The following is a 21,204-nucleotide window of genomic DNA, read 5'->3' on the forward strand; positions in this document are numbered from 1 at the left end:
GGTTTGCCATTCGGGCGGTTGATCACCTGCGTTCATATCACTCATGAAGTCATTTCATCCTCCCAGCCAGCGGGACAAAGCATCGCGGGTTGCCATCAGGGAGGGGCGGGTTAGTCTGGCCGTCCTGCGCCCGGCTTTGTGGCGTAGTCCTTGCTTTAAAACCATGCCTGAACTGGAAAATCCCTTTCAAGAGACCCTGCTCTCACGTCATCGTGCGGAACCCTGCACCGTGGTCATTTTTGGTGCCACTGGCGACCTCACGCACCGTAAGCTCATCCCAGCCATCTACAACATCGCCGCCTGTGGCGATCTGCCGCCGCAGTTCAAGGTGGTGGGCTTTGCCCGCCGGGACAAAACCGACGAGGGCTTCCGTGCCGAGTTGGAGGAGGGGAACCGCAAAAACAGCCGCCAGGGCCACAACGACGAGCTGTGGAATAGTTACGCACAGTGCATCCACTACCACCGCAGTGAGTTCGAAGACCTCGAAGGGTACAAGTCTCTCGGCCGTCTGCTGGATCAGTTCGATGTGGAGCGCGGCACCCCTGCCAACCGTCTTTTCTACCTCGCTTCCGCTCCCGAGGCTTTCAAGCCTATCCTCGAAATGCTTCGTGCTGCCGGTTTGAACGAGGGCGTGGGCGGCAAATGGGCGCGTGTCGTGTGTGAAAAACCCTTCGGTAAGGATCTCGCCACCGCGCGCGGCCTGAACGCCGTGGTCGCCGAGACTTTCGAGGAAAAGGACACTTACCGCATCGACCACTATCTCGGCAAAGAAACCGCGCAGAACATCATGGTGCTGCGTTTTGCGAACTCCATTTTCGAGCCTAACTGGAACAGCCGTTACATCGATCATGTGCAGATCACCTGCGCCGAAAACCTCGGCATGGAAGGCGGCCGCGGCGGCTACTACGACACCGCCGGGGCGCTGCGTGACATGGTGCAGAACCACTTGTTCCAATTGCTCACCCTCGTGGCGATGGAACCGCCGACCGATTTGAGCGCCGACTCCGTGCGCGATGAAAAAGTGAAGGTCATCCGCGCCCTGCGCCCGCTCGTCGGCCCCGAGGCCGTCGGCAAGAACGTGATCCGCGCCCAGTACACCGCCGGCAGCGTCGATGGCGTGCCGCGCGTCGGTTACCGGCAGGAAGATCGCGTCAATCCCGAGTCCAAGACCGAGCCGTATGTCGCATTGCGAGTCATGATCGACACCTGGCGCTGGCAGGGCGTGCCGTTTTACATCCGTGTGGGCAAGCAACTGCCGAAAAAGGCCACTGAGATCAGCGTGCATTTCAAAAAGCCGCCACAGGTGCCCTTTGCCACCAGCAACATGCTCAAGAACAGCGAAAACACCCTCGTCATCCGCATTCAACCGGACGAGGGCATCGCCCTGCGCATCCTGTGCAAGCAACCTGGTCAGGCGCAGAATGTGCAGCAGGTGAAGATGGACTTCCGTTACTCCTCCAGCTTCGGCAAGGCCAGCCCCGAGGCCTACGAACGCCTTCTGCTCGATGCGATGGCTGGCGACGCCACGCTCTTTGCTCGCCGCGATGAAGTGGAGAACGCCTGGAAGTTCATCGACGAGATCGAACACGCCTGGCACAAGTCCGCCACGCCGCCGCCGATGCACGAATACCCCGCCGGAAGCTGGGGACCGAAGGAGGCCGACGACCTGCTCCGCGCCGACGGTCGCGAATGGCGGCTGTTGTAGGGCGTGATCAAGTCGGGTTCTTTTTTCCGCAAGGCTTCAGTATGTGGCGATGCGCAACCTGACGTAACCCTTCGTGTTGGAGGCGCTCATCGCCGGAGTGACCCGCACGGTAACGGTTTCAGTGACGCCGTCACCCGTCGGCGCGATGGACATTTCCTGAACGCTGGCCCCTGTGTCATCCCAGTTCGTGAGGTTGGTGCTGGTTTCCACCGTGTAAGCCAGGCCGGAGCGCTGGATGCGGCGGCGGAACTGCATGCTGAGGTATTTGGCGTTGGTTCCTGAATCTGTCTGCACAGTTGCGGCAGGAAGCATGGAGTGCGCATTGGGAGCCCCGGCAGGGATGCCGAGAGCATGCTCGACGAGAGAATTGATGCCATTGTTGTTTGGATCGCCTGCCGGCGTGGTGATGCGATAGACGATGGCTGTCACATTTGCGGTGTTCGGCGGCACGGCATTGTCGCTGGCAGTCACGGTGATGGAATTGCTGCCGTCCACAAGGCCGGTGACATTGCGCGTCCAGTTGGCGAAAGCATTGGCGGTGGTGGCAGCGTTTCCTGCGACAGTCACCGTGGAGACTCCGCTGGTGGCGTCCGTCGCGGTGCCGGTGAGTGTGGCACTGGCGTTTGCGGTGGTGAGATCAGGAATGCTGAGCACCGGCGGACTGGCGTCCTGGGTGGAGGAGGTCGTCGGAAACCAGGCGCTCGTCCAAGGCTGCACCCCCTGGCGGCGCATGCGTGCGCGGTAGTGATAGGTCTGCCCGTCCACCAGGCCTCCAAAGGTGGTGGTGGAGCCGACCAGGAAGCCGCTGGAGACCGGGGCGGCGAAGTCCGGCGTGGCGGAGCGCTCCAGTTCATACTCCAGACCTGCTGCGGGCAGATTCCATGCAAGCGTGTTTGCCAGCCCGCCAGTGAAGGCGGGTTCAGCCGTGAGCACGAAAGCGGTGGGGATGACTTCGAAACTGTTCGAGGTTCCCGTCAAGGCGGCGTCGGTCGCGGTCACCGTTACTGAGTCCGCCGTGGAGCCGAGGGTGAGGTTTCCGGTCCAGACACCGTTGGTGAAGGCCGAGGTGGTCGCCGGACTGAGCGGGTGGTAGGTTGTCATGCCCAGTTGAATGTCGGCGATCCGTGAATCACCGAACGCGGGTGGCGTGATGCCGCTCCAGGTCAGGGGTTCGCCATAGGTGGTGGTGCTGGTGTAGTAGTTGATGGAACGTCTGCTGCCTCGGTCGGTGCCGTACACCGTGGGCCGGTTTAAGGTAGTGGGGGATGCCACGCGGTAACTGTAATCCACCATGAGGTTGCTCACGCCGTCATAGGTGAAAGGAGTGGTGAAGGTGAACGTGCGGTATCCTGTCGTGCTGACCGTGATATTACCTTGATACACGGTGGTGAAACCGTCGGTTTCCCAGATCAGGTCGTTCAAGTTTAGGCTGTAACCAGTGCGGGCGGTGTGTTTCAACCGAATGGTGAAGTCCGTGAAGGTTACCGCCGTCGGCGCGGCGGTGACATTGAGGGCCACTGAGGTGATTGGTCCTTCCGTCACGCCGATCTCACTGGAGAGATGCACTTGCTGGCTGCGGCACTTGGTGAAGAGCGTGTTGAATGGAATGGCAAGGTCGGTGACTGATCCGGTGCCGATAGTGCGGGTGGAGGTGCTGAGAGGGGCGTAAAGCGCCGCTGAACCAGAGTAGGAAGTCACGGTGTTCCCCACAGCATCCTGGGCAGTGATGGTGACCGGGAAAGCGTCGTTCGCCACCTGAGGCGGGGAGATCGTGTCCCAGGCGAACCTGGACATCGCGCCAACGGTGACGGCAAAAGCGTTGCTGCTGCCGCTGCCGCCGGTGACGGGATCCGTGAGCGTCAGCACGGCGTTGCTGGCGAAGCTTCCGACCGTCACAGGCTGTGATTTCACTCCTGAGCTGAAGCCGGAGATCGTGCCCGGCGAGGCGGCAAGCGAGGTGCCGCCATCCGATGCAGTCAAAACAGGACTGCCGTTGTAGCCGGTGATGGTGACGTTGTTCACATCACGCGCCGTGAAGGTGACGTTGAACGGGGCATTTCGCACCTGCGTGCCGCCAACTGTGGAAACCAGGAAGTTGTGAACATCGTCATCCGTGATGGAGATGTTTGTCTCGCCGCTGGCGGCACCGGCGGCACTGGCCGTGATGGTCACGCTTTGCGTGCCGTCTTTGAGTGTGTCGTCCATCAGGCTGAGCGTGAAGCCGACGGAGGTTGATCCCGCGGGAATGGTAACTGTGGCGGTGGTGGGCGAGGCCTCGGTAGTGTCGTTGGAGGCCAGGTTCACCGTGGTGGCAGCGCCTTGGGCCGCTGAGATGGTGACGGTGCCGGAGACGCTGCCGGCGGACTCGGCCGCGGAAGCAGGAAGCGTGACTCCTAAAGTGAGAGGCGGAATGACGGAGAAGGTGTTCGAGAGGCCGGAAAGAGCGCCTCCCGCAGCTTGCAACTGGATGTTCGAGGCGGCGGATGGAATCGTCACGTTGCCGGTCCAGACGCCTGCCGTGAAGGAACCTGTTCCAGTCGGAGAAGGAATGATGGTGGAAGCCGCTCCAAAGCGGATGTCCGGGCGGGTGGTCGTGGTGTAATACCAAGGCGAAGTTCCCGTCCAGGCGAGCGGATCGCCGACGGCAGCCCCCGAGTAGTACATGGTGCGCGCCAAGGAGCCGGTGGTGGCGCGTACGTAGCCTCCCGTGGCATAGGAGGAGCTGGCGTTGTTGAAGCTGATGTCCACCATGACGTTTTGCACCCCGTTGTAGGCGAAGGGGGTGGTAAACGTGAAGGTGTTCCAGCCGGTGCTGGAAAGGGTCTGATTTGACTGATGGCATGTGGTCCAGCCGCCGGACTCCCATGACACACCGCCGGAACCGTAGTCTGACTTGGTGATGTGGCGCATGCGGATGGTGAAATTGCTCATCGCCACCGGCGGCAGGCTGGTCACGTCCAGCGCGATGGAGGTGATGTTGCGCGCGGCGCCCGCCTCCGCGGCGGTGTAAATGACTTGGGTGCGGACGTCGTCGTAATATGTGTCGAGCGGGGAGCTGAAGGTGGTGCCCGCAGTGCCCAAACTGACTAGGTTTGGCACGGCAAGCGTCGCCGTGCCGGTGTAAGTGGGCACCGTGTTCCCCTGGGCATCCTGCGCCACGATGGTGGTGGAAAACGGCACGGTGGTGGTTTGCGGCGAGGCAATGGTGCTGAAGCCGAATTTGGTGTGGATCCCATACGTCACGCCAAACGCGTTGCTGTTGCTTGAGGCCGCGGCGGCCGCATCCGTGACAGTGATCACCGCGTTCGTGGCAAAACTGCCGATGCTGATGCCCTGAGTCTTCACACCACCGGAAAAGCCGGACAAAGATGCTGGCGTGACCACCAGTGAGGTGGCTCCATCCATCGCAGAAAGCGAGGGTGTGCCGCTGTAGTTCGTGATCGTGACGTTGTTCACGTCGCGGGCGGTGAAGGTGACATTGAAGGGGGCGTTGCGAATCTGCGTGGCGCCAATGGCCGAGATGAGGAAGTTGTGAACGTCATTGTCGGTCACCGTCAGGTTGCGCGTGCCGGCGGTGAAGCCGGATGCCGCGGCCGTGATGGCAAAGGTCTGCAAGCCGTCTTTGCCGGTGTCATTGATGATGGTGATGGCAAAGGTCGTGCTGCTGGACCCAGCGGCGATGGTGGCGGTGGCTGGAACGGTGGCCTCGGTGGTGTCGGCGGAGGCGAGCGTGACCGTGGTGGCGTCCTGCACCGGATTGGAGGACGTGAGTGTGGCGGTCAGAGTGCCGCTACCTTCCGCCACGCTGCTGGTGAAACTGAGGCTGAGCACAGTGGTTTCGTTGTCGGTGATGGAGATGGCGGTGCTGCCGCCTGTCCACCCCGCCATGCTGGCGCTCACGGTGACGTTTTGGGCGAAGTCGATGAAGGAGTCATCGACGGGCGTGATGGGGAAAGTGGCGCTGGTGCTTCCGGCGGGAATGGTGACGCTGGCTGGCACGCCAAGCTCGGTGGTGTCGCTGGAAGTCAGCGGCAGGGTGACATCAGAGCCGGCGGCAGTGCTGAGAGTGACCGTTCCCGTGGTGGCGGCAGCGTTTTCCGCGAGCGTGGCGGGCAGGCTGAGCGTGATCGTCGTCGTTTCGTCGTCCAGCACGCTCAATGTGCTCACACCGGCGTCGTAACCCATCACGGAGGCCGTGATGACGGCGCTCTGCGTGCCGTCCAGCAGGGCGTCATCGACGACCGTGACCGGGAAGGTCACGCTGGTCTGCCCGGCCGGGATGGTAATCGTGGCAGGCACGGTGGCGGCGGCCGTATTGGTCGAGTTTAGCGTCACGGCAAGATCGGCAGCAGGCGCGGAAGCGATGCCGACTGTGGCGGTGAGCGGCGCGGTGCCTTCGGTGGCGGTGGGCGCCATGGTGAGAGTTAATATGCCAGTGGTGGTGACGCTCACTGTGTTGGTGACACCACGCGATCCCGAGGAGGTGTCGGTGGCGATGGCCACGACGTTGCTGCCAGAGGCGCCATAGGACAACTGGCCGCTCCAAGCTCCTGTCGTGAACGGCGAGGCCTGCTGCGGACTCAGGTTGATGGGGCTGTAGGAGATCAATCGCAGGTTGGGCATCTGCGAACTCGATGTTCCCAATGGAGTTGAGCCACTCCAAGTGTCCGGTGGCAGATTTCCCGATGTAAATCCATAAAGGGCCGAACCACCGCTGAACGTGTATCTAGCCTCAATCCGGTTGTGGAAGCCTGCTTTGTTGCTGCTGATGTCCACCATCAGGTTGTTGGTGCCGTTGTAGTCGAACGGCGTGCTGAAAACAAACTCACGCCAGCCAGTCTTGTTCATGTTGACGGTGCCTTGGAACACAGTCGTCCAGCCAGTGCTGTCCCAACTGCTGGTGCTGGTTAAAGACGTGTGCTTCAGGCGGATGATCAGGTTGGTCAGTGTGACCGCAGGATAGCTGGCGCTGGGGGTGGTCATGTCGAAAGCCAGCCCCTGTAGCTTGCGGGCGCTGGCGCCGACGACCGCCGCAGTATAAATCATCTGGCAGCGGTTTTGCGGGTAGTAGCCGCCGAAAGGATACCAATCGGAACTTGTGCCCGTCCCCGCAGTCGCAGTGGTGTAATCCTTGGCGGCCTGGAGCGTGGCCGGTCCTGCATAATCTGCCACAATGTTCTCATAAAAGTCTTTGGCTGTCACCGTAGCGCTGAAGGGTGTGCTGGCGGCCTGCGGTGATGGCACGGCGGCCCAGGTGAAGTGATCCAGCGTGCTGTGGGTCGTGTTGAAGGCGTTGCTGCTGCCGGTGCGGCTCAGCGCATCGGTGGCGGTGAGCACGATGCCGGTGGTGACCTGGTTGAAGGCCACATTGCCGGTCCAAACACCGGAGCTGAAGCTGCCGCTGATTGCAGGCGTGACGGGCACAACACCGCTGCTGCCTGTGGCGCTGAGATTAACCGTGCCGGTATAGGCGGTGACGGTGCCGCCATCCGCTGCGATCGCGGTGATGGTGACGCTGACCGGCGCCCCCGCCACTGGCGTGCCGCTGATGGTGGAGATGCGGTAAGCGCTGACATCATTGTCAGCAACAGCGACGATTGTTCCGGCCGGGCGGTAACTGGCCGCCGAGGCAGAAACGGTGGCGTAGCGCGTCCCAGTGGAGACTGAGTCCTCCGGGGCGGTGGCGGTAAAGTAGCCGTAGTTTGACCCTGCGGACACAGTGACGGTGGCCGGCACGGTCAAGAAGCTGGAGTCAGAGGAAAGACTGACAGTGACCGCCGAAGCAGGCGCGGTGCTGATGTAAACGTAGTTACTGCTGTAGGTGCCGCCTTCCGACAAACCGTAGGTGTAAATGGAGAGCGCGGGCAGCGCATCGTTGTCGGTGACGCTGACCGTGGCGGTGCCAGATGTCCAGCCCGAGGCGCTGGCGGTGATGACGGCGTTCTGGGGGCCATCGACGAGGGTGTCATTCACGACAGTGACGGTGAAATTCACGCTGCTGGCATTGGCAGGCAGGGTGACGGTGGCGGGGACGGTCAGCTCGGTCGTGTCGTTCGAACTGAGCGACACGGTGACGGTCACGGGCGAGGTGGCGCTGGCATTGAGCGTGGCGGTGAAACTGGAGGAACCTTCCGCCACGCTGGCGGGCGTGGTGAGGGTAAAGGTGCCGCCGTCATTGTCGGCGATGGAGGCACTGGTCGTCACGCGGGTGTATCCGGGCGCGACGGCGGTCACGGCGACGGTTTGCGTGCCTTCGATGACACTGTCATCAATGATGGTGACGGGAACGGACACGCTGGTCTGTCCTGCGGGTACTGTGACAGTGGCTGGTACGGTCATTTGGGCCGAGTTCGCGTTGCCAAGGCTCACGGTGACGGCGGAGACGGGCGCGGCGGGAAGCGTGAGAGTGCCGCCATTGGCCACGGTGCCGTTTCCTTCCGCCAAGGTGCCGAGGAAGGTCAGGGCGAGCGCGCCGCTGGAGTTGAATGCGATGGCATTCGAGTAGCCGGAGATCCCGGTGGCTGGATCGTCCGCAGCGAGGAAGACGGATGCCCCCGCTTGTTGCACGGCGATGCCACCGGTCCAAGACCCATTGGCAAAACTTCCTGTGGCGGTCGGCGAGATCGCCGCTGTCTGGACGCTGCCGGTGCCGCTGAAGCGCATGTTGGGCAGGTTGGTCGAGGTGATGGGGGTGGGGGTGGTGGTACCACTCCACAGCAACGGATCGCCATAGCCGCTGTCGGTTTGATACCAGATCGAGCGGGGAGTCGTGGTGGTGCTGGAGCGACAATACCCCTCGCTGGTGTAGTTTGAGTTATTGAAACAGATGTCCACCATGAGGTTACTGCTGCCGTTGTACACGAAGGGCGTGGTCAACGTGAAGGTGTTCCAGCCGGTGGTGGAAACCGTCTGTGTCGTCGAATAAACAGTGGTCCAGCCGGTGGAATCCCACGAGGCGCTGGAGTTGTAGTCCGCCGTTGCAGTGTGTTTCATGCGGATGGTGAAGGTATTCATCACCTGGCCGGGAATGGTGCTGACATCGAGCGCCACGGAGTTGATCGTCATCGCGCCGCCAACCTCGGCGGGCGTGTAGATCATTTGGCTGCGCTCATCGTGGTAAAAAGTGCCAAGCGGGAAGTTTGCCGTCACGGTCCCGGTGCCCGAAGTGTTCTGCACGGAGCTGGTGGAAGAGACCACCAGCGGCGTGGCATTGGTGAAGCGGACATTGAGCAGGTTGGTCGTGAGCGAGCCAAGGGGCGAGGATCCCCAAGTCGTGGGCAGACCGGAGGAGGTGGTGCTGGTGTTCAATGACAGGGAACGCGTGGCGGCAGCCGTGGTGTACTGGCAGGTGGAGGCCGTGCCAGTGGCGGTGTTACCAAAGCTGACATCGACCATCACGTTGCTCACCCCATCATAGTCGAACGGGCGGGTGAAGACGGTGTTCTGCCAGCCTGTGGTGTTGAAAGTTCGTGTGCCGCTGAAGACCGTGGTCCAGCCGCTGCTGTCCCAGGTGGTGCTGGAAAAGGACGTGGCGGAGCTGTGCTTCATGCGGATGGTGAAGTTGTTCAGCACCGTGCTGCTGCTGGTCAGGATGTTCAGCGCCAGGCCGGTGAGCCGCCGCGCCGCGCCCATCTCTGACTGGAGATAGAGACTCTGCGTGCGCGCATGCGCCGAGCTGCCCAGCGGCGTGCTCCAGCTCAAGGTGCCGGCGCCGATGGTCAGATCTGCGGTTGTGTTGAAGGCCTTGAGGTTCGCCGGGCCGGTGTAGGACGCCAGCGTGTTGCTGGCGGCATCCTTGGCTGTCACCGTGGCAGTGACCGGACTCTCGACCAACTGCGGACCGCTCAACGCGGACCAGTCGAAGCGCGACAAACCACCCGTGCCCAGCACGTCGAACGCGGCGCTTTGCGCGGTGACGTTCTGCGCGTCCGTGGCAGTGATGTTGACGTCGGCGGCACTCGCGGTGAACAGTGCGTTGAACGTTCCCGTGCCGTTCACAAGCGTCACCGACGCGGGTGTCATGGCGATGGTGCCAGCCGCATTCGCCGCCGCGAGGCTGAGCGTCTGGTTGTTCGTGGAGATGATGCTGTCGTCGATGTTTCGTGCCGTCACACTCACGCTGAAGGACGCGTTCGCCGTCTGCGGGCTGCTGACGGGGCCGAAGAAGTAGCGGTCCACCTCGTCATCCACCACGGAAACAAAACGTGTGAGGGTCGGATAGCCGGGCGCGCTCAAGGTGAGGGTCACGGACTGGTTGCCATCCTTCACGGCGTCATCCTGTGGCACAAAGGCCAGGGTGGTGATACTGGAGTTCGCCGGAACGGTCACTGTGACGCTATTGCCGCCTGCGGTTGATGTGTTTGGAGCCAGGAGCAGCTCGGAGGTGTCGTTCACGCTGAGCGTGACCGGCACATCCACGCTGGTGGTGCCGCCGAGCGTCAGGGTGACGGAATAAGGAACCGCGCTCTCACCCGCCGCGGAGGAGTTCAATGTGTATGACAGCGTCTCGTTGTCCTGCACCGTGGTGGAGGCGCTGCCGGTGGCATAACCGGCGGCCGTGGCCGTGGCCGTCACCGGCTGCGGGCCGTCGATGAGCGTGTCATTGACCACCGTCATCGCAAACGTGGCCGAGGTGGCCCCGGCGGCGATCGTCACGCTGGCCGGCACGGTCAGCTCGGTGGTGTCGTTGGAACTGAGCGTGACTGTGAGCGCCGAGGCGGCTGGCTGGTTGATCGTGACGTAGGCATTGCCGGGCGCGGTGGTGCTTTCGCTCAAATTCGCCGGCAAGCTCACCGCCAGTGTCAGCGCCTCGTTGTCCGTGACGCTCACGGTGGCCGTGCTGGCGGTGTAATTGGCCGCGGAGGCCGTGATGACGGCATTTTGCGGTCCGTCGGCGATTGCGTCGTCAATCACGTTCACGGTGAAGTCCGCCGATGCCGCGCCGGAGGGAATGGAGACGCTCGTCATGACCACCTCGGCTTCCGTGGTGTCGGAGGAGGCCAGATCGACTGTCAGCGCATCCGTCGTCGCGCCCGTGCGTGTGATCGTGCCGGTCAATGGAGCGGCTCCCTCCTCCGCCGCCGCTGCCAGCGTGATCGAGAGAGCGCCGAGAGGGTTTACATTGAAGGCATGGCTCGTTCCCGAGAATCCGGCGGTGTTTGCGGTGAGTTGCACGCCCGGCTTCGGCTGGTTCACCGTCACACTGCCGGACCACACGCCCTGCGTGAAACCGTCCGTGACCACCGGCGTGATGCTGACAGTGCTGCTGCTGGAGAAGCGGGCGTTGGGCACTGCGGTGCTCGCGGTTGGAACGGGCGCGCTCCATTCGTGCCAGGCCAGCGGGCTCCCTTCATCGGCGTTTGTTTGCCGCAGGATCGTGCGGTTGGCGGCGGCGGTGGTGTACTGCACGAATCCCTGTACCGTGCCGGTGGCGGCGTTGTTGTAGCTGAAATCCACCATCACGTTCCGCGAACCATCATACTCAAAGGGCGTGGTGAAGGGGAAGCTGGTCCAGCCCGCCGCTGGGATCGTCACATCGCTCTGGAACACGGTCGTCCAGCCCGTGCTTTCCCACACCGCCGTGCCTGCGGCGGTGAAGTCTGCCTTTGTGGTGTGTTTCACGCGGATGGTGAAGCCTGTCAGCGTGCTGCCCGGCGCGGTGGTGGCGTTGAGGTCCAGGCCGGTGAGTGTCCGCCGCGCCGCGCCCAATTCCGCCGCTGTGTAGATGACCTGCATGCGCTGGGCTTTGTTCTGCGAGCCGAGCGGGGTGCTGGTGGTGTTTGAACCGGTGCCAACCTGCGCCTTGAGTGCCTGCTCCGCGCCGCTGAGCACCGCCGGGCCGGTGAAGCCAGTCACCGGCATGTTGTTGGCATCTTTGGCCGTGACGGTCACTGGCACCGCAGTTCCCACGGTCTGTGGCGAGGCGATGGATGCGAATTCGAAGTGATCCGGCACACTGCCATTGAGCGTGAACGAGCCGCTCTGGCCTTGGATGCCCGCACCATTCACCGCCTTGAGCATCACGCTTGGGCCGCTGCTGGCAAAGGTAACACTTCCGTTCCACACACCTCCCGCGAATGATCCCGAAGCCGCCGGAGTGACGGTGACCGGAGTGTGGCCGGAGAAGCGCAGGTTCAGGCGGGTCGTGGTCGAGCTTGATAAGGGGCTGGTGCTGCCATTCCACGTGAGCGGATCACCGTTCGTGCTGCTCGATGTCGCATATAGGGCCTTCGAGGCGGCGGCGGAGGTGTAACGAACTGTTCCGCTGATGGTGCCAGCGGCCGGGTTGTCGTAGCTGATGTCCACCATCAGGTTGCTCACACCATCGTAGGAGAAGCCGTTTGGGAAGGTGAAGGTGTTCCAGCCGGACACGAGGCTCTGGTTCGCCTGGTAAACCGTGGTCCAGCCCGTCGTCTCGAACACGCCTGACCCGGCGGCGGAATAATCCGTCTTCGTCGTGTGCTTCAGGCGGAGGGTGAAGTTGCTGAGCACCCGGTCCGGCAGCGTGACGACTTCGAAGGCCATGGATCGCAGCGTGCGTGCGGCACCAACTTCCGCCGGCGTGAAGATGCTTTGATTGCGCGAGTCGTGGCTGGTGGATCCCAGCACTGTGGTCGTCGTGAATGTGCCGGTGCCGGTCACCACGTCTGCTCCCGACGGTCCGGCGGCGGAGAAGCTCACGTTGCCGTTGTAGCCTGTGATCGTGTTGCCGGCGGCGTCCTGTGCCGTGATCGTCAGCGGCACCTCCGTGCCTGACATCTGCGGACTGCTGATCGTGGAGACCGCAAACTGTGTCATCGAGCCCGCCGCGAGCACGTCGAAGCTGTTCGACATGCCGGTGAGCCCGCCACCACCGTCCGCCGTGATCACCACGCCCGTGCCGGCCTGCGTCGCGGTGACGTTGCCCGTCCATGTGCCATTCACGAAACTGCCGCTGGTGGCCGGAGTCATCGCAATGGCCCCGACGCCATTGGCAGCACTGAGCGCCACTGTGCCGGCGAAACCTGGGATCAGGGCTCCGTTCACGTCCACCGCGTTCACGGTGATGGAGAACGGCGCGTTGCGAATCTGCGGATTCGGCACTGTGGCGGAAGCGAAGCCCGCCACATCATTGTCGAGCACCTGGAGCGCCAGCGTGCCGTTCGTGAAGTCCAAAGCAGAAGCCGTGAGCGTTACCGGCTGTGTGCCGTCCGTCAGCGCATCGTCCACAATTGTGAGCGTGAAGCCCGCGCTGCTCGCGCCTGCCGGGATCGTCACCGTCGCGGGCACGGTGGCCTCGCTCGTGTCGTCACTCGTGAGGTTCACCGTCATGGCCGACGAAGTCGTGCCGCTGAGCGCCACGGTGCCGGAGATCGTCCCCGCGCCTTCGCGTGGCGTGGTGGTGGACAGGCTCAAGGCAAGATTCAGCGTTTCGTTGTCCAGCACGTCTACCGTCGCGCTGCCGTTCGTCCAACCGGAGGTGCTCGCGGTGACGGTGGCATTCCGCGTGCCGTCGATGGCGGTGTTGTTTACGGCAGAGACGCTGAACGTCACGCTGGTCTGCCCGGCGGGCAGCGTCACGCTGGCAGGCACAGTTACCAGCCCCGAGGGAGTGGCAGTCAGGTTGATGGTCACGGGATATAGCGGCGCGGAACTCGCGGTCACAGTGCCCGTGTCACTGGCGCCGCCTTCCGTCACGCTTGCGGGCAAGGTCACGGTCAGTGTCGCCCCATCGTTGTCCGTGATCGTGAAACTGCCGCCGCCGGCATCATAGCCCGCGCCTGCGGCCGTCACTGTGACCGTCTCCGTCGGCTCGATCAGCGGATCATCGACGGTAGTGACCGCAAAAGTGGCTGTGTTGCTGCCTGCTAGGATCGTCACACTGGCCGGTAGCGTCACATCTGCGGCATCCATCGCCGTGAGGTTCACGGTTAGGTCTGCCGCAGGCGCCGCATTCGCAGTGACGGTGCCAGTGATGCCCGCAACACCACGGAGGGCGGCGCTCGTCACATTGAATGAGCTCGTCTCAGTCAGTACATTCGCCGCCATATCCCACACACCGAGCGTCTGGCCGGTGCCGCCGTAAGGCGCGCTTACCGGCCCGCTGAACACACCTGAGGCAAACGACGTCAGCGTTGCGGGGGAGGCGTCACGGATGGTGCGGGAATTGAAGCGCAGCAGCGGACGTGTGGCGCTGGAAGACTTCGACGGGGTGGTGCTGGTCCACAGCGTCGGATCGGCGTTCACCGTGCTGCTGCTGCTCACCGCCGCATAGGCCACGCAAGTATATGCGGCGTTGATCGCCGTGAGGGATGGACTCCAGTTCGAGTTGGCCGTGTTGGAGTGGATGATCTCCATCAGCACATTGGAGTTCCCATCGAATGGAAAGGAACTGGAGAAGGCGAAATCCACCCAGCCGGGGCTGCCGACGTTCAGCGGGGCGTCATACACGGTCTGCCACCCGCTGTTGTCCCACGCACTGGCAGACGACACCGCAGTGAGGGCGGTGGGCTTCAAACGAATCATGAAACGAGTCAGCGCGGGTGGCGGCGAGAGGAAATGTAGCGACATGGAAGACAACATGCCCGCCGTGCCAAGTTCAGACGCCCGGACCAGGATGACCGAACGTTCGCGATTGTAGCCGCTGGTCAGCAATGGCAGGTTCGTGGTCGTCGATCCAGCAAACGATCCCACCATCACCGTCTGTGCCGCGCCGAGCTGCACCAGCCGCGCCGGGCCGGTGTAGGTGGTCAAAGTCTGGTCGAGCGCGTCCTTTGCCGTCGCGGTGAGCGTGAGCGGCGTGTTCGCCTCCTGCGGGCTGGAGACGGGTGAGAGCGCGAAGCTGGCCAGTGCTCCGGCATCCACGACAAAGGTGTTGCTTGTTCCGGTGGCGGCTCCCGAGGCGGTCGTGATCGTTTGGGCGGCGGATGAGTTGTTGAGCGTCACATTGCCAGTCCACGAGCCGGCGGTGAAGGCGGTGGTGGCCCCGGGCGTGATGGTATTTTCTGCGGCGGTGAGCAACGCGGTGCCGGTGAAGCCGCTGACAGCATCGCCACTGGTGTTGCGGGCGGAGATCGTGACCGGGAAGGCTGTGGCGGCCTTTTGCGGGCTGCTGATCGTCGCGAAGGCAAACACCGCCAGCTCATCATCACGCACGCTCACATTCATAGTGCCGCTGGTGAGGCCTTCGAGGCTCGCGGTGAGTGTTACAGGCGCGTTCGCTTCCACCGTGCTGTCATCCACGGCTGTGATCGCAAAGGTGGCGCTGCTTTGACCCGCCAGCACCGTCACTGTGGCAGGAACAGTCAACGATGACGTGTCGGACGAGCTGAGCGTGATGATCGTGTCTGCCACCGCCTGCCCGCCGAGCGTCACGGTGCCTGCGGCAGGCACCACTCCCGCATTTTCCGCGATGGTGGCCGGCGCTGCCAGCGTGATCACCGCCGGTTCATTGTCATTCACCGTCACATTGGCCGTGCCGCTGATGAAACCAGCCGCGCTGGCGGTGAGCGTGACGGTTTGCGGCCCGTCGAGCAGTGTGTCGTTCACCACCGTCAGATTCGCCGTTACACTCGTCTGTCCGGCGGGAAGTGTGACCGTGGCCGGCAAGGTGGCCTCTGTCGTGTCGCTGCTGGCCAGTGTGATGATCAGCGTGCTCAACGGCGCGGAGGCGGAGGTGATGGTGATGTTCTGCACCGTCTGTCCTTCCGTCACGCTCTCGGGCGCGGTCAGCGTCAGTACGACTCCTTCGTTGTCCGTAATACTGATCGTGCTTGGAGCTGATGCTGCGCAACCCGGCGCGATGGCTGTGATCGTGATGCTATGCGTGCCTTCCACAAGCGCGTCATCGACAATGCTGAGGTCAAAGCCCGCGCTGATGGCCCCGGCAGGGATCGTGACATTCGCCACGCCGGCCTGTGTGTACGAGTTCACCAGGAAGCTCACCGTGGTGTCCGTCGCAACCGCCGCGGGCATGCTCACCGTGCCGAAATTCGCCAACGTCCCGGCTCCCTCCGCCGCCGTGGCGCCTGCGGTGAGCGTGAGTTGGCCGTTCGGCGCGTTCACGATGAACTGGCCGCTCTCGCCGAATTTCCCGCCGTTTTCACTCGCACGCAGGCGCAGGTTTTGCGCGGCACCCAGCACCTGCATGCTGCCGCTCCACACACCGGCGGTGAAACTGGCCGTGGTCTGCGGTGTGACAGCGGGTGCGGACGTGCCAGCGGTGAAAGGAGGTGTGAGACCGGCGTTTTGTGTTCCGGGTGTGGCGGCGAGCAACTGCCAGTCCGCGCCGCTGTTGTTGTCGCGGCTGCCGGTGCGCTGGTAAGTCATGCTAGCAGGATTGGTCGTCACGGTGGGCAGGCTCGATCCATTCCAAGCTTCAACGGGCAGCGGCACGGTGACACGTCGCGGATCCCCGCCCACGCAGACAAAGTCCACCACTTCGTCACGGGCATTTTTGAGGATGACGAAGGAGGACGTTGCCATGCTTTGCTGAAGGGGAAGCCCCGTACGGAAAAGCGGATAAGCCCCCGGCGCGGTGCCGGACTCCATAACGCGGAAAATGCCGCCTGCCGCCACGGTGGTGCCATTCGGAATCGTGAAAGTCAGATAGGGCGCCGGGAAGGAATTGAACTGCGTGAGCAGCACCTTCCAGCCGGAGACATCAACTGGAGCGTTGGTGACGTTGGTGAACTCAAACTCGTCCGTCGTCCAGGTGCTGTGCTCAGTGATGAGTACGCTTGGCTGCGTTACCGGTGGCAGCACGGCGCTTAAATTTGCCGTACCGGTGAAACCCGCCGCCACATGGCCCAGCGCGTCCAAAGCCGTCACCGTGACCGGGATGTCGGTGCTGCTGTTTTGTGGCGAGGCGATGCCGCCCCAGGCGAACGAGGCCACATTTCCTGCGGCAGGCACGCTGAACTGCCATACCGCCCCGGGAATAATCTGCGCGCCGTTCTTGGTCACGACCTGCCAGTAATAAGTCGTGTCGAGGGTGAGGTCCGACAGTGTCCAGGAGGTTGTGGCGGTGTTGCCGAGCAGTTCCGCAGGGCCGGGTGCTGGATTCGTGCCGAAATAGACATCGTAGGTCGAACTGACGGGGCGCTGCTGCAGCGTGACTTCATCCAGCAGGACGTTCAGGATGGCGCTGCCGGAGGCCACGACGAAGGCGATGCGCACATTGCGCCCACGCCATGCGGACAGATCTGCCGAGCGGGCCGCCCAGTCCTGGAACAACGCGTCCCCTGGCGCGGTCGTGTAGGCTGTCGTCAGCACCGTGTCGGTGGACGGGTCGCGGATTTCTACACGATACTGCTGGGTGGAGGAGTAAGCGGTGCCGGTGTTGCGGATGCGCTGCATCCATTGCAGCACCGGCGCGGGACCGTCCGGCGGCACCGCCACATCCTGCCACATGCTCCATGTGCCGCTGGAATTGCCCGGAGCGAAAATCATCGACGACGTGCCCGCGTAAGGTGGCGTGGGCGTGTCGTTGCCCGAAGGATCCAGCGATCCGTTTTGCAACTTGAACATCGGTCCGCCCGGCACATTGAAGCTCCATCCGTTCAAACCGCTCTCAAAGCCGCCGTTGGCGATCAAATTGCCCTCCGAGGTGCTCCAGGCCAGGTCGGCGGTCACCGGATTGTTCGTTGAGAGGTGAGACGGACGCGGGTTCCACGCAGCGGGGGCGGCCTCGTCGTCATTTACCGCCGTGACGAGCGTGCCGTCGATAAAACCGGGCGCGCTGGCGGTGATGATGACGTTTTGCGGCCCGTCGGGGTCCGGATCGTTCACCGCAGTCATGTCAAAGGACACCTGCGTGGCTCCGGCGGGCAGGGTGACGCTCGCCGGCACGGTCAGTTCGCTGGTGTCGTTGCTGGCAAGGGAGATGACCACGTTGCTCTGCGTGAAGCCGTTGACCGAGATGCGCCCTGCTCCTGCGCGCAGGCCATCCGTCTCGTTGATGGCCGGGACTGTCATCGAGAGCACGAGATTCGCGTTTTCATCGTCCAGCATGCTCAGGGTGTCAGATCCTGTGGTCCAACCGTTCACGCTGGCGGTAAAGGTGGCGCTGCGCGTGCCGTTGATGAGGCCGTCATTGGTCAGGGTGATGAAAAACTGCGTGGAGCTCTGCCCGGCAGGAATGACAACGGTGGCCGTCACGACGGCGGCGGGGTTCGAGGACTCGAGCGTGATCGTGACGGCAGCATCCACAGCGACCGGAACGGACACCGTGCCGGTGAGCGAGGAACTGCCCTCGATGCCATTGAGCGGCGCATCGACGGTGAGCACCGCCGTTTCATTGTCATGTACAGTCAACGCGGCCGTGCCGGCCGGGAAGGCGGCTGCAGTGGCTGTCAGCACCACCGTCTGACTGCCATCCAGCAGCGCGTCATCGACGATCGTGACGGGTATGGTGATCTGGCTGGTATTGGCCGGCACGGTGACGGTGGCGGGCAGCAAAACATCCGCCGTGCTGGCACTGAGCGTCACAGTGAGCGCGGAGGTCGGTGTTGGCGTCACATTGAGTGTGGCGGTGACGTCCGAGGCACCTTCCGTCACCGCCTGCACCGGCAGGGAGAGGGCGAGGTTGTTGCTGATGGACTGGGCAATGAGAATATCATCAATGGCGATGCCGTCCGTGCTGATGCCGTAGTTGTCGTATTGGTTGAAGCGGATTTTGAAGCTGCTGGTGTAGTTCAGACCGCGTGCTGCGACGGCGGCATCAAGATCGACGGTGTACTTGGTCCAGGAGCTCGAAAGGCTGCGCAGGCCCTGCACTTCATACCAGGTGGTGCCGCCGTCCGCGCTGATGGCCACGCCGTCAAAGTCCGCGCCATTGATGAACGGACTGGTGGGCGGGCCGTGCGAATCCTCGCCGAAGCCCTTGGCCCAGAAAACCAATTCCACATTGTTCTGGCCGGCGAGGTTCACGGTGAGCGTGGCCTCATTACGAGCGTAGGTGGTGTCGATGGAGGAATCCATCGTGAGATGATTGCTCGCGCGCGGGGCATTGGCGGCAGTGACCTGCGTACGGAAGGGGCCGGTGCCGGTGACCGTCCACGCGCCGGAGAGCGTGGGCGCATCAAACGGTTCAGCGAGGATGGTGACGCGCAGCGGGTCAACAGTCAGTGACACCTGCCGCTGGATGACCGCGCCGCTGGTGGTGTTGGTGAAATCGATCATGGCGCTGTAGCTGCCAGGGGCCAGATTGTTCGCCGCAGCGGAGAAGGAGGCTGTGATCGAGTCATTCGCACCACCAGCGAGCGAGCCTGCGGTGCGGGAGAGCAGCAGCCAGGGCTGGCTGGCACTGGCGGTCCAGTTTAGCGCTGCGGTGCCGATGTTATTCAGCGTGATGGCGCGCGAGGCCGGCGCAAACGGGCCACCGAGCACGCCCGTGGCCACGAATGGTGTGGCAGGTGAAACCTGCAAGTCATCCGGGATGTCATAGGCCTCCACCACTCCCGTCGTCGTGCTGTTCACAGGTCCGCTGGCGCTGGCGCCCATGCCGCGCTTGGCGAAGCCGGCCCACAAATAGTTGGCATTGGTGCCCGCATTGTTCACCAAGTCCGCCTGGATGATGGCGTCACGCGCCTGGATGAAGGTGGGGTTCGCGGGCGTCAATTTGAGGCCGTCGGTCACGATGCGCAGCATCAGTTCATTGCCCACCGCCCAGCCGCGTGCAGTGATGATGTTGGCACGGCATTCCATGAGCATGTTGCACCAGACCTCCCCTTGAGCGTGGTATTGCGAAGGATCACCATTCGATGAACCGTAGCGCGGGCTGAGCGAGATGCCGGTGTGCGGGCTGGCCTGCGTCGGGTCGATGTCCTTGTAGGTCAGCGGTGCCTTCGTCATGTCTGTGCAGTAAGGATAGCGGCGCAGGCCATGGTAATAATTCGTCGTCATCCCGCTGAGCAGATAGGTCGAGTAACCCGCCATCGGATACACGCCGTTCACATTGTCCGTGGCCTCGCTCTGCAGTGACATGGCGTAGAAGTCCGACCAGCCTTCCCCCATGCCGCGGGACTGCCATGCGCTGATGCCGACACCACCGCCTACGAGGCGGTTGCTGATGCCGTGGCCGTACTCATGCACCACGATGTCTCCGTCAAAGGAGCTGTCGCGGTCCGGTGCCGGCCCCGGCCAGATGTACATCTGCATGCGGCCTGGAGAACCGTCGCTGGGCGTGGAAAAGTTCGCATTGTTGGTGCCGCTGCCGTCTTGCGCATCCGCCTGCACAGCATCGTTGCCGTTGCCGCCACGTCCGAAGTTGTTGGTCTGAAAGTTGCCCGCGCTCTCCGTAAAACCCAGTTGGTACATGCGGTCGTGAATCCAGTTGTTGTAGTAAAAGAGCTGCGTCACCGTCGCGTCGCGGTAAGCCGTCGGTTCCGAGGCCGAGTTGAAGGAGAAGTCAAACACGCGGCTCGGTGAACCTTGCGGACGCGGCGTGTCGGCAATGTTGTCCGCGTTCAGATCAAGGTGCGCATCGACGTTGTTACCCACCGTCTCATTCTGACCGTCGGGAATCCATCCTTCGGGGGATGCGGTGGTGTTCAATGCCTGCGTCGTCACCAAAGAACGCGCGACTTCCGCTGGCTGCGTCGAGAGCGGCGTGTTGTGGCCCGGCGTCATCGGCGTGGGGCTGTCACCGGTGAACACGCGATACGAAGCGTTGCTGATGTCAGCCGTCAGGCTCTGGCGCACGAGGATTTTTCCGTCCTCGGCATCGATGAGCAGACGGAACATCTCGTTTTGCTGCAAACTGAATGTCTCGATCTCCCACGCCAGTCGCAGCGTGTCCTCATCTATCGGCACCCAGCTCAGGTGTGCTGCTGTGTCGCTGAAGCCGGGAGCGGTGAGCTTCTGCGCTTGCTCAGCACCTTGTACGGTCGAGTTCGGCGTAACTGCGGCCTGTTGCAGATCACCGCCCAGGCTCTTTGCCACGTGGGTCATCGCATCGGCAACGTTCAGCGGTGGCTGCGGCACCAGCTTGACTTGCTCTCCGGCTGCTTTGACCGGATCTCCCATGAAATGGCTTCCCAGCGTCACCAGGTCGCCGTTCTTCGTCAGATTCGCCTTCAGGATCGTCTGGAACACCGGCACGCCTGCCACCTCCTGCTGCCAGACCACCGTCCGCATCCCGCTGTGTGCGGTCACATCCTCCCTCGTCACTCGTGCGTTTCCTGATTGCAACGCCGCTGCGCCATGGCCGAACAACGCCGCATGCTTTGTCACAAAAACGCGCACCGGTGCATGTGGATCCTTCACATCAGGCTGCGCCTTCGCCAGAAATCTGCCTGCCGCCATGATGTGGCTGGGCGCGCCCGTAATCGGGTCAAAATCCACTTGTACTCCGGGCACCTCACGGCGTAGAGCCGCCAGTGCTTCGGCACGTTCCACACTTGTCGTAGTGACGGCTTTCGATTCACGTTTGTCCATCTCGCCCAGCCGCTCTTTTTTTCGATCAAGGATGAAGAGGCTTTTTTTGGCGGGCTTGGCAGCCTCGGCCACGGTCTCAACCG

General features: G+C 62.9%; 2 protein-coding genes. One reads left to right on the forward strand and one right to left on the reverse strand.

Translation table 11 applies throughout. The features are described from left to right. The first annotated feature begins 163 nt into the window (after window positions 1-163). Window positions 164-1,705 carry a glucose-6-phosphate dehydrogenase gene (gene zwf / locus U1A53_RS22910; RefSeq protein WP_322284193.1) on the forward strand — a complete coding sequence of 514 codons (1,542 nt, stop codon included), beginning with the start codon at window positions 164-166 and terminating at the stop codon, window positions 1,703-1,705. A 36-nt stretch (window positions 1,706-1,741) separates the two neighbouring features. On the opposite strand, the gene U1A53_RS22915 is transcribed toward zwf, so the two are convergent. Continuing rightward, entirely contained in the window at window positions 1,742-21,193 is a 19,452-nt protein-coding gene (locus U1A53_RS22915) for a M36 family metallopeptidase (RefSeq protein ID WP_322284194.1), read from the reverse strand. Window positions 21,194-21,204 lie beyond the last annotated feature (11 nt).

It is taken from the genome of Prosthecobacter sp., assembly GCF_034366625.1.
GTDB lineage: Bacteria > Verrucomicrobiota > Verrucomicrobiia > Verrucomicrobiales > Verrucomicrobiaceae > Prosthecobacter.

Excerpts from the sequence above, each read along its gene's own strand:
- zwf (WP_322284193.1), top strand. The coding sequence starts at position 164 with ATGCCTGAACTGGAAAATCCCTTTCAAGAGACCCTGCTCTCACGTCAT.